The sequence below is a fragment of the Leifsonia sp. NCR5 genome (assembly GCF_002105485.1).
In the GTDB taxonomy this organism is placed as follows: domain Bacteria; phylum Actinomycetota; class Actinomycetes; order Actinomycetales; family Microbacteriaceae; genus Leifsonia.
The window spans coordinates 21,674-34,342 of the sequence record NZ_NCSR01000032.1; the positions used below are offsets into that span (position 1 = coordinate 21,674).

Genomic DNA, 12,669 nt, shown 5'->3' on the forward strand with positions numbered 1-12,669 from the left:
CGACTCCTACAAAAGGATGCATGGATGTTCGGGTCCGGCTGGCGAGCACCTCCAAGTATAGGTAACACACCCGAAACGTGGGGTGTTCCCTCAGCCGGTTGTGGATAACCCGTCGCCGGAGTAGGCGGGGGAGGAGTCATCGGACGGGTATCCTAGAATCACTGGGGGAGTCGGACGAATCGTTAGAGGAGCAATGGACGTCGCTGTAGAAAGCCGTGTCGAATCGGGCCGAATCGGCGTCGCCCGCAAGGTCAAGGCCTACTTCTCGCTGACGAAACCGCGTGTCGTCGAGTTACTTCTCGTGACGACGGTGCCGACGATGATACTCGCCGCCCACGGCATCCCGAACCTGCTGCTGGTGCTCGCGACGGTGGTCGGCGGATACATGTCCGCCGGTTCTGCCGGGGCGTTCAACTGCTACATCGACCGCGACATCGACCGCGTGATGAAGCGCACGAAGAACCGCCCGCTCGTCACCGGGGAGCTCAGCGACCGCGAGGCGCTGGTCTTCGCGTACGCGCTCGGCGTCGCCTCCGTGCTGGTCCTGGGCTTCTTCACGAACTGGCTCGCAGCAGGGCTCTCGCTCGTCGCGATCCTGCTCTACGTGGTCTTCTACACGCTGATCCTCAAGCGCCGCACCCCGCAGAACATCGTCTGGGGCGGCATCGCGGGCTGCATGCCCGTGCTGATCGGCTGGGCGGCCGTGACCGGCTCGCTCGACTGGCCGGCGTTCATCCTGTTCGGCGTCATCTTCCTCTGGACGCCCCCGCACTACTGGCCACTGTCGATGAAGTACCGCGACGACTACAAGGAGGCCGGCGTCCCCATGCTCGCCGTCGTCCGCGGCCGCGCCGTGGTCGGTCTGCAGGTCATCCTCTACGCCTGGGCGATGGTCGCCTGCTCGCTGCTGCTCATCCCGGTGGCGCACATGGGTCTCGTCTACACCACGATCTCCGTGGTGGTCGGCGGCTGGTTCCTCTACGAGTCGCACCGGCTGTACAACCTGGCGATCCGCCACGCCGCCGTCTCGCCGATGCGCGTGTTCCACGGCTCCATCGCCTACCTGACGCTGATCTTCCTGGCCGTCGCGATCGACCCGCTGCTGCCGTTCTGACCATGACCGCGCTGCGCACGGAACGCCTCGTTCTGGATGCGCCGCGCGAGTCGGACATCGACGCGGTCTTCGCCGCGTGCAGCGACGCGGTCGTGCAGCAGTGGATCCCGATCCCGTCTCCGTACACGCGGGAGGACGCGGAGTTCTTCGTCCGCAGCTACGTGCCGCACGGCGCGGCGAGCGGACGCTTCTGCGTCTGGGCGCTCCGGATCGACGACGGACCGCTGCTCGGCACGATCGAGGTGCGCAGGGACGAGGCCACGGGCTCCGCCTCCGTCGGCTGCTGGCAGGCACCGGATGCGCGGGGTCACGGCTACATGCGGGAGGCGCTCGCGCGCATCCTGTCGTACGCCTTCGCCCCGGAGGGACTGGGCCTCACCCGCCTGCGCTGGGAGTACCTGGTCGGCAACGAGGCGAGCAAGCGCCTCGCGACCGCGGTGGGCTTCGCGTTCGACGAGCGCAGCCCGCACGCCGTGGACATCCGCGGCGACGCCAGGGAGGCGCTGTTCGGCGTGCTCGAACGACCGGCGTCAGGCGACAGCGGCCCCGCGCTCGACTGACGTTGCGTCCGCCGCGGCGTTGCCCGCGACGGGCGCTTTCAGCGACAGCACCACGGCCGTCATCGCCGCGGCGAGGCTCGCGGCCAGCATCATGTGGACCCCGACCAGCACGCCGGGCAGCCCGGTGTTGGCCTGGATCAGGCCGACCGCGATCTGCACCAGCTCCACCACGAGGAGCAGGGCGGCGTAGCGCCGGACCTTGGTGGCGGTGAAGCGCAGGGATGCGACCACGAGCACCAGCGTCAGCGCGAACGTGACGTAGGCCGGGATGGCGTGCACGTGCTGCAGGATCTCGGGGTTCAGGTTGTTGCGGGGTGCCTTCGCGTCTCCGGCGTGCGGGCCGGATCCCGTGGTGAGGATGCCGACCAGGATCGTGACGGCGACCACGAAGCTGGTGATGTGGGTGACGATGGCGAACCAGGCGGGCACGGCGCGCATCCGGGGGCCGGGTGTCGTGGAGAGCCGGAAGAGGAAGGTCGTGCAGAGGGCGACGAGCACGATGGACACCACGAAGTGCAGTCCGACGACGTACGGGTTCAGGTCGGTGAGGACGCTCAGACCGCCGATGACCGCCTGGGCCGGGATGCCGAGCCCGGCGAGCAGGGTGAGCCAGAACAGGTCTGGACGCTCCTTGCGCAGCCGCAGGATGGCGACGAACGCGACGATGGCGACGATCCCGAGCAGGATGCCGAGAAGGCGGTTGCCGAACTCGATGACACCGTGGATGCCCATCTCGGGCGTGTTGACCAGCGAGTCGGCCGTGCACTTGGGCCAGGTCGGGCAGCCGAGGCCGCTCGACGTCAGACGCACCAGACCACCCGTGCCGACCAGGATGATCTGCCCGACGAGGTAGATCCACGCGATGACCTTGAGCCGGACATCGACACGGTCGGGCAGCCAGGCGATGATGCGGTTCATTCTGGGTCTGGTTTCCTTGCTTCTGGATCGGATACTCGGGCAACGCGCAGGCGCGTCTCTACTATTACCGGTCTGCACCTGTAGAATTGGTGGGTTCGAGAAACGCGCTGGAAACGCGCGTGCCTGCAGTGCCATGCAGCCGGGGCGACGATGCCTGAGTCTCCGAACAGTTTAGGTACGCACACCAGCCACCCGCACAATCAGGACACTCGTGCCAGTCGTGAATTCGACCGGGGCGGGGGGAATGAGCCGGAATGATAGCCGGTTACGAGTGGAAGGAAACGAGGTAGATATGTCAGACATCCTGATCGACCGCCCCGAACTCGACAGCCTTGGGCAATACGAGTTCGGCTGGGCGGACTCCGACGCAGCCGGGCAGTCCGCGCGCCGAGGGATCTCGCCAGAGGTGGTGACCGATATCTCCGCGCTCAAGAACGAGCCGGACTGGATGCGCGAGCGTCGCCTCAAGGCGCTGCAGCTCTTCGAGCGCAAGCCGATGCCCACCTGGGGCGCCGATCTCTCCGAGATCGACTTCGACAACATCAAGTACTTCGTGCGGTCCACCGAGAAGCAGGCCCAGACCTGGGAAGACCTGCCGGAGGACATCCGCAACACCTACGAGAAGCTCGGCATCCCCGAGGCGGAGCGCCAGCGTCTCGTCGCCGGTGTCGCCGCCCAGTACGAGTCCGAGGTCGTCTACCACCAGATCCGCGAGGACCTGGAGCAGCAGGGCGTCATCTTCCTCGACACCGACACCGCTCTGAAGCAGCACCCGGAGATCTTCCAGGAGTACTTCGGAACGGTCATCCCGGCCGGCGACAACAAGTTCGCCGCGCTGAACACGGCCGTCTGGTCGGGCGGCTCGTTCGTCTACGTCCCCAAGGGCGTCCACGTCGAGATCCCGCTGCAGGCCTACTTCCGCATCAACACCGAGAACATGGGGCAGTTCGAGCGCACCCTGATCATCGCGGACGAGGGCAGCTACGTGCACTACATCGAGGGATGCACGGCCCCGATCTACAAGTCCGACTCGCTGCACTCCGCCGTGGTCGAGATCATCCTGAAGAAGAACGCGCGCGTCCGGTACACGACCATCCAGAACTGGTCGAACAACGTCTACAACCTCGTCACCAAGCGCGCGACCGCCGCTGAGGGCGCGACGATGGAGTGGATCGACGGCAACATCGGGTCCAAGGTCACGATGAAGTACCCGTCGATCTACCTGATGGGGGAGCACGCCAAGGGCGAGACCCTGTCCGTCGCGTTCGCCGGCCCCGGCCAGCACCAGGACGCCGGCGCGAAGATGATCCACATGGCTCCGTACACGCAGTCGTCGATCGTCTCCAAGTCGATCGCCCGCGGAGGCGGCCGCGCAGGCTACCGCGGTGAGGTGCGGGTGGATGCGAACGCGCACCACGCCGCGAACACCGTGCGCTGCGACGCCCTGCTGGTCGACTCGATCTCGCGCTCGGACACGTATCCGGCCATCGACATCCGCGTCGACGACGTGCAGCTCGGCCACGAGGCGACCGTGTCGCGCGTGAGCGAGGAGCAGCTCTTCTACCTGATGTCCCGTGGGCTTCCGGAGGACGAGGCCATGGCCATGATCGTGCGCGGCTTCATCGAGCCGATCGCCAGGGAGCTCCCGATGGAATACGCACTCGAACTCAACAAGCTCATCGAGATGGGCATGGAAGGCTCTGTCGGCTAAATGACCACCGCCACCCCGAAGACAATCGAAACCGAGGGAACGGCAGCGCCGAAGCACATGCGCAGCGCTGTGCCCGTTCAGACCCGCTCCGACCGTTTCAAGTCCACCGTCGTCTCCGAGTTCCCGGACGTCACCGGCCGCGAGGCCGTCTGGAAGTACACGCCGGTCGCCCGTCTCGCCGAGCTCATCTCCGGCGAGCTGGACGGCGCGCCGTACGTGTTCGACGCGAGCGTCGCACCCGGCGTCACCGCCGAGTGGGTCGGTCGCGACGACGCCCGCATCGGCAGCGCAGGCATTCCGGAAGACCGCGCGTCCGCCAACGCCTGGACCGCCTTCCAGGAGGCGCTGCTCATCTCCGTCACGGGAGACGACGCCAAGGAGTTCACCCTCACCAGGTCCGCCCTGGGCGGCGCACCCCGCGCAGCGCACACCATCGTCGAGGCGGCCCCAGGCAGCCGCGCGACGCTCATCCTCCTGAACAGCGGGGCGGCGCACCTCACAGAGAACGTCGAGTTCCTGCTCGGCGCAGGCGCCCAGCTCACCGTCGTGACCGTGCAGGAGTGGGACGACGACGCACTGCACGTCGCCACCCACTTCGCCACCATCGGCCAGGATGCGCTGCTCAAGCACGTCGCGGTCACCCTCGGCGGCGGCGTGGTGCGGCTCAACCCGTCCGCGCACCTCGCGGGCGAGCGGGCGGACGCCGAACTGTTCGGCGCATACTTCGCCGACGCCGGCCAGCACCTCGAACAGCAGGTGTACGTCTTCCACGACGCACCGGCCACCCGCAGCCGTGTCACGTACAAGGGCGCGCTGCAGGGCGACGGAGCGCGCACCGTGTGGATCGGCGACGTGCTGATCGGCCCGAAGGCCGTCGGCACCGACACCTACGAGCAGAACCGTAACCTCGTGCTCACCGACGGCGCCCGCGCAGACTCCGTGCCGAACCTGGAGATCGAGACGGGCGACATCGTCGGGGCGGGCCACGCCAGCGCGACCGGCCGTTTCGACGACGAGCAGCTGTTCTACCTGCAGTCCCGCGGGATCACGGAGGACGAGGCACGCCGACTGGTCGTGCGCGGCTTCCTCGGCGAGATCGTGCAGCAGATCGGCTCTCCCGCGTTGCAGGAGCGTCTGCAGGACGCCATCGAGGCCGAGCTCTCGTCCATCGTCACGGTGGGGAGCTGATGGGCACGCGCGTCTGCTCCGCCGACGAGCTGGTGGTCGATCAGGCCACCCGCGTCGTCGTCGACGGCACCCCCATCGCCGTCGTCAAGGACTCGGCGGGAGACATCCACGCCATCGGAGACACCTGCACGCACGGCGAGATCTCGCTGTCCGAGGGTTTCGTCGAGGGCGACACGCTCGAGTGCTGGGCGCACGGCTCGCAGTTCTCCCTCCTCACCGGCAAGCCCATGAACCTACCGGCGTACGAGCCGGTCCCCGTCTACCAGGTCGAGCTCATCGACGGTGACGTCTACATCGACCCGAACGCAACGAAAGAGATTTAGTCCATGTCAGTCCTTGAGATCCGCGACCTCCACGTCACCGTCGAGACGGAGCAGGGCGTCAAGCCCATCCTGAACGGTGTCGACCTGACCATCCGCGAAGGCGAGATCCACGCGATCATGGGCCCGAACGGGTCGGGCAAGTCCACTCTCGCGTACACGATCGCCGGGCACCCGAAGTACACCGTCACCGGCGGCACCATCACGCTCGACGGCGAAGACGTCCTCGCGATGACCGTCGACGAGCGCGCCCGCGCCGGCCTCTTCCTGGCCATGCAGTACCCGGTCGAGATCCCGGGTGTGACCAATACCAACTTCCTGCGCACCGCCAAGACGGCTATCGACGGCGAGGCTCCGTCGATCCGCTCCTGGGTCAAGGACGTCCGCGAGTCGATGGGCAAGCTCAGGATGGACTCGTCCTTCGCAGAGCGCAACGTCAACGAGGGCTTCTCCGGCGGAGAGAAGAAGCGCAACGAGATCCTGCAGCTCGAGCTCCTGAAGCCGAAGTTCGCCGTGCTCGACGAGACCGACTCCGGCCTCGACGTGGATGCGCTCAAGGTCGTCTCCGAGGGCGTCAACCGCGCCAAGGAGAACACCGGCCTCGGCATCCTCCTGATCACGCACTACACGCGCATCCTGCGCTACATCAAGCCGGACTTCGTGCACGTCTTCGTCGCCGGCCGGGTGGCGGAGCAGGGCGGCCCCGAGCTCGCAGAGCGGCTCGAGGAAGAAGGCTACGACCGTTTCGTGGATGCTCCGGAGCCGGCCAAGGCCGACGCCGCCGAGCTGACAGAGGCGTAGGCTTCCGGTATGCCCGCCACGCTGAGCCCCGCGCTCTTCGACCAGGTCGAAGAGGCGCTGAAGAACGTCATGGACCCCGAGCTCGGGATCAATGTCGTCGACCTGGGCCTCATCTACGACCTGGCCTGGGATGACGAGAACAACGCCCTCATCATCTCGATGACCCTGACGAGCGCGGGCTGCCCGCTCACCGACGTGCTGGAGGAGCAGACCGCAGAGTCGCTCGACGGCATCGTCGAGGCGTTCCGCATCAACTGGGTGTGGATGCCGCCGTGGGGTCCCGAGCGGATCACCGACGACGGGCGCGACATGATGCGCGCGCTCGGCTTCGCCATCTAGCAAGACACCGTGCGAGTGGTCCCGGACCGCCGCGAGCAGCAGCTCGCGCGCGCTCCGGGACCACTGGCGTGAACGACGCTTCTCCCGAACGAACGAACGAATGGATTGACTGTGCTTGCCGTGCAAGACCTCGAGCTCCGAGTCGGAGCCCGGTTGCTCATGGAGAACGTGAGCTTCCGAGTCGCGCCCGGCGACAAGATCGGTCTCGTCGGCCGTAACGGAGCGGGGAAGACGACGCTCACCAAGGTGCTGGCCGGCGACCTGCTGCCGAACGGCGGCAAGGTCGATCGCACGGAGGAGCTCGGCTACCTGCCGCAGGACCCGCGTTCCGGCAACCTGGAAGACCTGGCGCGCACGCGCATCCTGGACGCCCGCGGCCTGGGGTCGATCGTGCTCGGGATGCAGCAGGCGACGCTCGACATGGCGAGCTCGGACGAGAAGGTGTCCGCCGCCGGAATGAAGAAGTACGGGTCGCTGGAGGAGCGCTTCCAGATGCTCGGCGGGTATGCCGCCGAGGCGGAGGCCGCGTCGATCGCGAGCAACCTGAACCTGCCGGACCGCATCCTGGACCAGCCGCTGAAGACGCTGTCCGGCGGTCAGCGCCGTCGCATCGAGCTGGCGCGCATCCTGTTCTCCGACGCGCGCACGATGATCCTCGACGAGCCGACCAACCACCTCGACGCGGACTCGGTGGTCTGGCTTCGCGAGTTCCTGAAGAACTACACCGGCGGCTTCATCGTGATCTCGCACGATGTGGAGCTGGTGGGGGAGACCGTCAACCGCGTCTTCTACCTGGATGCGAACCGTCAGGTCATCGACATCTACAACATGGGCTGGAAGCACTACCAGCGCCAGCGCGCAGCCGACGAGGAGCGCCGCAAGAAGGAGCGCGCCAACGCGGAGAAGAAGGCGGGGGTCCTGCAGCTGCAGGCCGCCAAGTTCGGCGCGAAGGCGAGCAAGGCCGCCGCTGCGCACCAGATGGTCGCCCGCGCGGAGAAGCTGCTGGCCGGGCTCGAGGACGTGCGCGCCGTCGACCGCGTGGCCAAGCTGCGCTTCCCGGCGCCGGCACCCTGCGGCCGCACCCCGCTGCAGGCCAGCGATCTGTCCAAGAGCTACGGCTCTCTGGAGATCTTCACCGCCGTCGACCTCGCGATCGACCGCGGCTCCAAGGTGGTCGTCCTCGGGCTGAACGGTGCGGGGAAGACCACGCTGCTCCGGATGCTCGCCGGCGTCGACAAGCCGGACACCGGCCAGGTGGAGCCCGGTCACGGCCTCCGCATCGGCTACTACGCGCAGGAGCACGAGACGATCGACGTCGATCGCTCCGTGCTGCAGAACATGATGTCCGCGTCACCGAACCTGGCCGAGACCGAGGCGCGCCGCGTGCTCGGCTCGTTCCTGTTCACCGGCGACGACTCGCACAAGCCGGCCGGCGTGCTGTCCGGTGGGGAGAAGACGCGTCTCGCGCTCGCGATGATCGTCGTCTCCGGTGCGAACGTGCTGCTGCTCGACGAGCCGACGAACAACCTCGACCCCGCGAGCCGCGAGGAGATCCTGGATGCGCTGGCGCACTACGAGGGCGCCGTCGTCCTGGTCAGTCACGACGAGGGTGCCGTCGAGGCGCTGAACCCCGAGCGCGTCCTCATCCTGCCCGAGGGCGTCGAGGACCACTGGAACAGGGACTACCTGGAACTGATCTCGCTGGCCTAGCGCATCGCGCCTAGCGGGTCGCGTCGATCAGCTCGTCCTCCACGTCGGAGTCCGTCCGCTTGAGTGCCCGCTTCCGCTGGCGCTCTGCGGCCTTCGCCTGCTCCTCCGGCGTGTGCTCGTTGCGCTTGCGGTACTCCGTGAGCAGCGCGTAGCCGAGGCCGAAGAAGCCGATCAGGGCGAAGATGATCCACTGGATCATGTACGACCAGTGCAGCCCCTCATCCTGGGTGGGCGGGTCGGTGACCGTGGGGGTCGGCGTCGACGCCGGCGACGGCTTCTGCGAGTCGAGCAGGCCGTACGCGCCCGTGTACACGTCGTCGGTGCCGAGTTTCTGCTTCACGACGGAGAGCTGGATGGTGCCCACCTGACGCCCGACGGCCGTGCGGCCCGGGATGGCCGGCTCGCTGGCCTTGAGACGCGCGACGACGGTGACGGTGCCGGACGGGGCGGCGGGGACGTTGTCCGGCGCATCCGTGGTGTTGCCGGTCGGCACCCAGCCGCGGTCGATCATGAACAGGGCGCCGTCTGCCGTGCGCAGGGGAGTGAGCACCTCGAACCCGGGGCTGCCGTTGAACGGCCGGTTGCGCACCAGCAGCTCGTCGTCCTTCTGGTACGTGCCGGTGACCTGCACGCGCGTCCACTCCTGCTTCGGGGAGTACGCGGTGAGGGAGCCGAGCTCGTCGGTGAGGGGGACGGGCTTCGAGTAGAAGTTGTCGGAGATCAGCGCGTTGGCCGCCGCCGCCTCCTTGCTGCGGGCCAACTGCCAGGCGGACAGGCAGCCGCAGGCGATCGCGAAGGCGACGGCGAACGCCAGGTAGCCCAGCCAGCGACGGGAGAACGCGAACCGCCAGCCACCGCTGCCGCTCACGCCGTCGTCCTCTCGGCCGCCGGGGGCACAACGGGATGCACGCTCAGCGGGAAGTCCCGCGCGCCCAGGAACTCTCTCAGATAGTCGACGTGCTCGTCGCAGGCGAGCCAGACCTTCACGCGGTCTTCCGAGTGGATCTTCGGGTTGCGCCATTCGATGCGCCAGGCGGCCTGCTCACGGCAGCCCGCGCGCGAGCAGGTCAGGGGTTCCGGTTCACCGAAGCCGATCACTCGTGCGTGCCTCTCGAATCGTCGTCTGCGCGTCCCGCCGGTGGTGGAGGGGTCATGGGAAGGATATTCCCCGGACGCTGAACTTCCGCTCGACGCGGGTCGGTCGAGACGTTGGCGACGACCACGGCGAAGTACGGCAGGAAAATGGCGCCGATCAGCGGGATGATCGCCCACCAGCCCGGAACGAACAGGATCGCGAAGATGCAGACCACACGGATGCCCATGGCGACCGAATACTTGATCATCCGGTGTCGTCGCTCTTCGTCGGGGGAGAGCGGAAGATTCGTGATCGACGGGTGTGGTTGCTTCATGTGCGTTGCACCAAGACTACGTCCATAAACTGGTGAGCGTTTCTATTGAGAGGAAAATGCATGACTACCCAGCGCACCGTGCTCGTCACAGGAGGAAACCGCGGTATCGGCTACGCCATCGCGGAGGAGTTCCTGGCCCAGGGCCACCGGGTGGCCGTCACGGCCCGCTCCGGGGAGGGCCCGGACGGCGCGCTCACCGTCCGCGCCGATGTCACGGACTCCGCGGCTGTCGATGCGGCCTTCGCGGAGATCGAGGAGAAGCTCTGGCCGGTGGAGGTCGTCGTCGCGAACGCGGGCATCACCCGCGACACGCTGCTGATGCGCATGACCGACGAGGACTTCGACACGGTGGTCGACACCAACCTCGGCGGCTCGTTCCGCGTCGTCAAGCGCGCATCCAAGGGGATGCTCAAGGCCAGGTTCGGCCGCATCGTCTTCATCTCGAGCGTCGTCGGGCTCTACGGCAGCGCCGGTCAGGTCAACTACGCGGCGTCGAAGGCCGGACTGGTCGGCATGGCCCGCTCGATCACCAGGGAGCTCGGCGGGCGCGGGATCACCGCCAACGTCGTGTCGCCCGGCTTCATCGAGACCGACATGACCGCTGCGCTGCCGGAGACGCAGCAGGCCGAATACAAGCGCAACATCCCGGCCGGACGATTCGCCACCGCCGGCGAGGTCGCGAAGGTCGTCGCGTGGGTCGCGGGGGAGGACGCCGGCTACATCTCGGGTGCCGTTATTCCCGTCGACGGCGGTCTTGGTATGGGACACTAAACCTATATCGGAATACTGACATACAAATGTCAATGTAGCTAGCTCTGTGGTCACCCCGCGGGATAGGTTGACGCGCAATCGGGATGCGGACGGCGATCTTCGCCGGCACCTCCGCATCCCGTACAGCGCGACAGCGCTCGATTCAGAGGTGGCACAACAATGGCGAAGACGCTCACGCCCAGAGTCAAGGTCCTAGCGGCCATGGGCATCGTCCTGACGGCGGGCATCGGCATGACGCTCGCGGCGTTCACGGACACCGGCAACGTGGAGACGCAGTTCACGTCGGGCTCGCTCGACCTGAAGTTCGACGCGGACCAGGACGGCAATCCCACCAACTACCTGGTGGACTTCAGCGCGGGCTTCGACAACCTGGCCCCGGGTGACACGGTCGAGCGCGACCTGCAGGTCTTCAACTCCGGCACGATCGACGCGAACCTCGACCTCGGCGTGCCGCAGATCACGAACGACGCCGGCGCACCGGCTGCCGCGCTGGAGGACAGCCTGAGCATCGTGATCACCGACACGAGCGACGCGTCGACGCTCTACAGCGGACCGCTGACGGCCGCGGCGTTCTCGGCGCTCGACATCGCCTCCGGGGGATCGGTCAACGGGCGCACGCTGCATCTCGAAGTCACGCTCGACCCGACGGCAGCCACCGATGTCGCCGGCCAGAGCGTATCGGTGGTGTTCCCCTTCACTGCATCGCAGGCGTAGGCCGGCAGCGACGACGAGGAGGACGAGGGGATGACCATGGAGGCAGACGTGCCGGCCCAGCGGACGTCGCTGATCTCAGACCCGCCGGGGCTGGTGTTCGGCGACCTGAAGCCCGGCGACTCGGTGGACGCGACGGTCACCGTGACCAACAGCGCACCGTACCCGGTCCGTCTGAGCGATCACGTGACACGTGACGGCCAGCTCTTCCAGGGCGCGCATCCCCTCGTCGTGTCGTTCACCGTGACCCCGGATGCGGGCAGCGCCCGGTGCGCAGCGCTGGACGACGCGCTGCCCGCTCACGCCACGGTGACCGTGCACGTCAGCGCCGCCTTTCCCCCTGAGGCGGGGAACGAGTATCAGGCGCAGAGCGGAACGGCGACGCTGTTCTTCACGGCGACGCAGGTCGCACCGGAGCAGTGCGACGGCGCGGTCGTCGCGCGGCCCCCGCGCGCGGACACGCCGCCGCACTTGCCGAACACCGGGATCGAGGTGTCCGGGGTGGTCGTGCTGGCCGTCGCCCTGCTCGTGCTCGGCGTCGCGGCACGGGCGGCGTTCCGGCGGAGGGAAGGACGGAGGGAGCACGAGTGATGGCACCACGGCGTATCCACCTCCTGGCCGTGGCCGGGCTGCTGCTAGCCGCGCTGACTCCCGCCTCGTCGGCGGGGTTCGTCGACGGCGGGAGCGTGGAGACGCGCTTCGCGTCGACCGCGGGGGTACCGGTGCTGTTCGCGGGCGTCGAGGCCGGAGTGGACTTCTCCCTCGGCTGGACGGCGGCGGGGCAGCTGTACTCGTGGGGAACCAACGGCCTCGGGCAGCTCGGCCTCGGCGACACCTTCGCCCGGGATGTGCCGACCAGTGTGGCCATTCCCGGCGGCGCCGCGGTGGTGTCCGCGTCTGCGGGGGTCGACGGCTCCGTGGCGCTGACCGATACGGGGGATGTGTACACCTGGGGCAACAGCGAGTACGCGCCGAGCGGGGCCGTCCCCGGGCTCATCCCCGAACTCTCGGGGCAGGACGTGATCGGCGTCTCGGCCGGCGGGTTCTACTTCCTGGCGTGGACGAGCGACGGACGACTGTTCTCGTGGGGGAACAACGGCGGAGGACGGCTCGGGCG

15 protein-coding genes and 1 pseudogene are annotated in these 12,669 nt (G+C 67.7%); 12 read left to right on the forward strand and 4 right to left on the reverse strand.

Annotation, left to right across the window (positions count from 1 at the left end; genetic code table 11):
• The first annotated feature begins 193 nt into the window (after window positions 1–193).
• The gene (locus B7438_RS18550; protein WP_085371168.1) at window positions 194–1,114 is read left to right on the forward strand and encodes a heme o synthase; all 921 of its coding nucleotides are present in this window, start codon (window positions 194–196) and stop codon (window positions 1,112–1,114) included.
• 2 nt (window positions 1,115–1,116) lie between these two features.
• Window positions 1,117–1,674, forward strand: coding sequence for a GNAT family N-acetyltransferase (locus B7438_RS18555; protein ID WP_085371169.1), 558 nt, complete (start codon window positions 1,117–1,119; stop codon window positions 1,672–1,674).
• On the opposite strand, the gene B7438_RS18560 is transcribed toward B7438_RS18555, so the two are convergent.
• The gene (locus B7438_RS18560) at window positions 1,645–2,592 is read right to left on the reverse strand and encodes a heme A synthase (RefSeq protein WP_085371170.1); all 948 of its coding nucleotides are present in this window, start codon (window positions 2,590–2,592) and stop codon (window positions 1,645–1,647) included. The genes B7438_RS18555 and B7438_RS18560 overlap by 30 nt on opposite strands.
• A 292-nt stretch (window positions 2,593–2,884) precedes the next feature.
• On the opposite strand from B7438_RS18560, the gene sufB reads away from it, so the two are divergent.
• From sufB to B7438_RS18590, 6 genes are all read left to right on the forward strand, one after another.
• Entirely contained in the window at window positions 2,885–4,303 is a 1,419-nt protein-coding gene (gene sufB, locus B7438_RS18565) for a Fe-S cluster assembly protein SufB (protein ID WP_085371171.1), read from the forward strand.
• Window positions 4,304–5,491, forward strand: a complete 1,188-nt coding sequence (sufD, locus tag B7438_RS18570; RefSeq protein WP_085371172.1) for a Fe-S cluster assembly protein SufD — start codon at window positions 4,304–4,306, stop codon at window positions 5,489–5,491.
• On the forward strand, window positions 5,491–5,814 hold the full coding sequence (locus B7438_RS18575) for a non-heme iron oxygenase ferredoxin subunit (RefSeq protein ID WP_373270206.1): 324 nt from the start codon (window positions 5,491–5,493) through the stop codon (window positions 5,812–5,814). Before sufD ends, B7438_RS18575 begins: the two co-directional genes overlap by 1 nt.
• Window positions 5,815–5,817: 3 nt before the next feature.
• Window positions 5,818–6,612 (forward strand): Fe-S cluster assembly ATPase SufC, encoded by a 795-nt coding sequence (sufC, locus tag B7438_RS18580; protein WP_085371174.1) that lies wholly within the window; start codon window positions 5,818–5,820, stop codon window positions 6,610–6,612.
• Between the two features lie 9 nt (window positions 6,613–6,621).
• Entirely contained in the window at window positions 6,622–6,951 is a 330-nt protein-coding gene (locus B7438_RS18585; protein WP_055893974.1) for a metal-sulfur cluster assembly factor, read from the forward strand.
• 111 nt (window positions 6,952–7,062) lie between these two features.
• Window positions 7,063–8,661, forward strand: coding sequence for an ABC-F family ATP-binding cassette domain-containing protein (locus tag B7438_RS18590; RefSeq protein ID WP_085371175.1), 1,599 nt, complete (start codon window positions 7,063–7,065; stop codon window positions 8,659–8,661).
• 10 nt (window positions 8,662–8,671) lie between these two features.
• On the opposite strand, the gene B7438_RS18595 is transcribed toward B7438_RS18590, so the two are convergent.
• The 3 genes from B7438_RS18595 to B7438_RS18605 are packed head-to-tail and all read right to left on the reverse strand — an operon-like array spanning window position 8,672 to window position 10,070.
• Complete coding sequence (locus B7438_RS18595; RefSeq protein ID WP_085371176.1) at window positions 8,672–9,529, reverse strand: SURF1 family protein; 858 nt, start codon at window positions 9,527–9,529, stop codon at window positions 8,672–8,674.
• Window positions 9,526–9,759 carry a hypothetical protein gene (locus tag B7438_RS20665; protein ID WP_085371177.1) on the reverse strand — a complete coding sequence of 78 codons (234 nt, stop codon included), beginning with the start codon at window positions 9,757–9,759 and terminating at the stop codon, window positions 9,526–9,528. Before B7438_RS20665 ends, B7438_RS18595 begins: the two co-directional genes overlap by 4 nt.
• On the reverse strand, window positions 9,756–10,070 hold the full coding sequence (locus B7438_RS18605) for a DUF3099 domain-containing protein (RefSeq protein ID WP_085371178.1): 315 nt from the start codon (window positions 10,068–10,070) through the stop codon (window positions 9,756–9,758). Before B7438_RS18605 ends, B7438_RS20665 begins: the two co-directional genes overlap by 4 nt.
• A 60-nt stretch (window positions 10,071–10,130) precedes the next feature.
• Between B7438_RS18605 and fabG the strand changes: the two genes are divergently transcribed.
• From fabG to B7438_RS18625, 4 genes and pseudogenes are all read left to right on the forward strand, one after another.
• The gene (gene fabG / locus B7438_RS18610) at window positions 10,131–10,841 is read left to right on the forward strand and encodes a 3-oxoacyl-ACP reductase FabG (RefSeq protein WP_085371179.1); all 711 of its coding nucleotides are present in this window, start codon (window positions 10,131–10,133) and stop codon (window positions 10,839–10,841) included.
• Window positions 10,842–11,000: 159 nt separating this feature from the next.
• Complete coding sequence (locus tag B7438_RS18615) at window positions 11,001–11,555, forward strand: TasA family protein (RefSeq protein ID WP_085371180.1); 555 nt, start codon at window positions 11,001–11,003, stop codon at window positions 11,553–11,555.
• 30 nt (window positions 11,556–11,585) lie between these two features.
• Complete coding sequence (locus B7438_RS18620; protein ID WP_085371181.1) at window positions 11,586–12,143, forward strand: LPXTG cell wall anchor domain-containing protein; 558 nt, start codon at window positions 11,586–11,588, stop codon at window positions 12,141–12,143.
• Window positions 12,143–12,669, forward strand: a pseudogene (locus B7438_RS18625) (hypothetical protein); the annotation flags it as partial. The gene B7438_RS18620 and the pseudogene B7438_RS18625, both read left to right, overlap by 1 nt.

What these genes read in the sequence shown, in the direction of transcription:
- fabG (WP_085371179.1), top strand. Translation starts at nt 10,131, where the DNA reads ATGACTACCCAGCGCACCGTGCTCGTCACAGGAGGAAACCGCGGTATC.
- B7438_RS18555 (WP_085371169.1), top strand. Translation starts at nt 1,117, where the DNA reads ATGACCGCGCTGCGCACGGAACGCCTCGTTCTGGATGCGCCGCGCGAG.
- B7438_RS18550 (WP_085371168.1), top strand. Translation starts at nt 194, where the DNA reads ATGGACGTCGCTGTAGAAAGCCGTGTCGAATCGGGCCGAATCGGCGTC.
- sufD (WP_085371172.1), top strand. Translation starts at nt 4,304, where the DNA reads ATGACCACCGCCACCCCGAAGACAATCGAAACCGAGGGAACGGCAGCG.
- B7438_RS18560 (WP_085371170.1), bottom strand. Translation starts at nt 2,592, where the DNA reads ATGAACCGCATCATCGCCTGGCTGCCCGACCGTGTCGATGTCCGGCTC.
- sufC (WP_085371174.1), top strand. Translation starts at nt 5,818, where the DNA reads ATGTCAGTCCTTGAGATCCGCGACCTCCACGTCACCGTCGAGACGGAG.
- B7438_RS18620 (WP_085371181.1), top strand. Translation starts at nt 11,586, where the DNA reads ATGACCATGGAGGCAGACGTGCCGGCCCAGCGGACGTCGCTGATCTCA.
- B7438_RS18615 (WP_085371180.1), top strand. Translation starts at nt 11,001, where the DNA reads ATGGCGAAGACGCTCACGCCCAGAGTCAAGGTCCTAGCGGCCATGGGC.
- B7438_RS18585 (WP_055893974.1), top strand. Translation starts at nt 6,622, where the DNA reads ATGCCCGCCACGCTGAGCCCCGCGCTCTTCGACCAGGTCGAAGAGGCG.
- sufB (WP_085371171.1), top strand. Translation starts at nt 2,885, where the DNA reads ATGTCAGACATCCTGATCGACCGCCCCGAACTCGACAGCCTTGGGCAA.
- B7438_RS18575 (WP_373270206.1), top strand. Translation starts at nt 5,491, where the DNA reads ATGGGCACGCGCGTCTGCTCCGCCGACGAGCTGGTGGTCGATCAGGCC.
- B7438_RS18605 (WP_085371178.1), bottom strand. Translation starts at nt 10,070, where the DNA reads ATGAAGCAACCACACCCGTCGATCACGAATCTTCCGCTCTCCCCCGAC.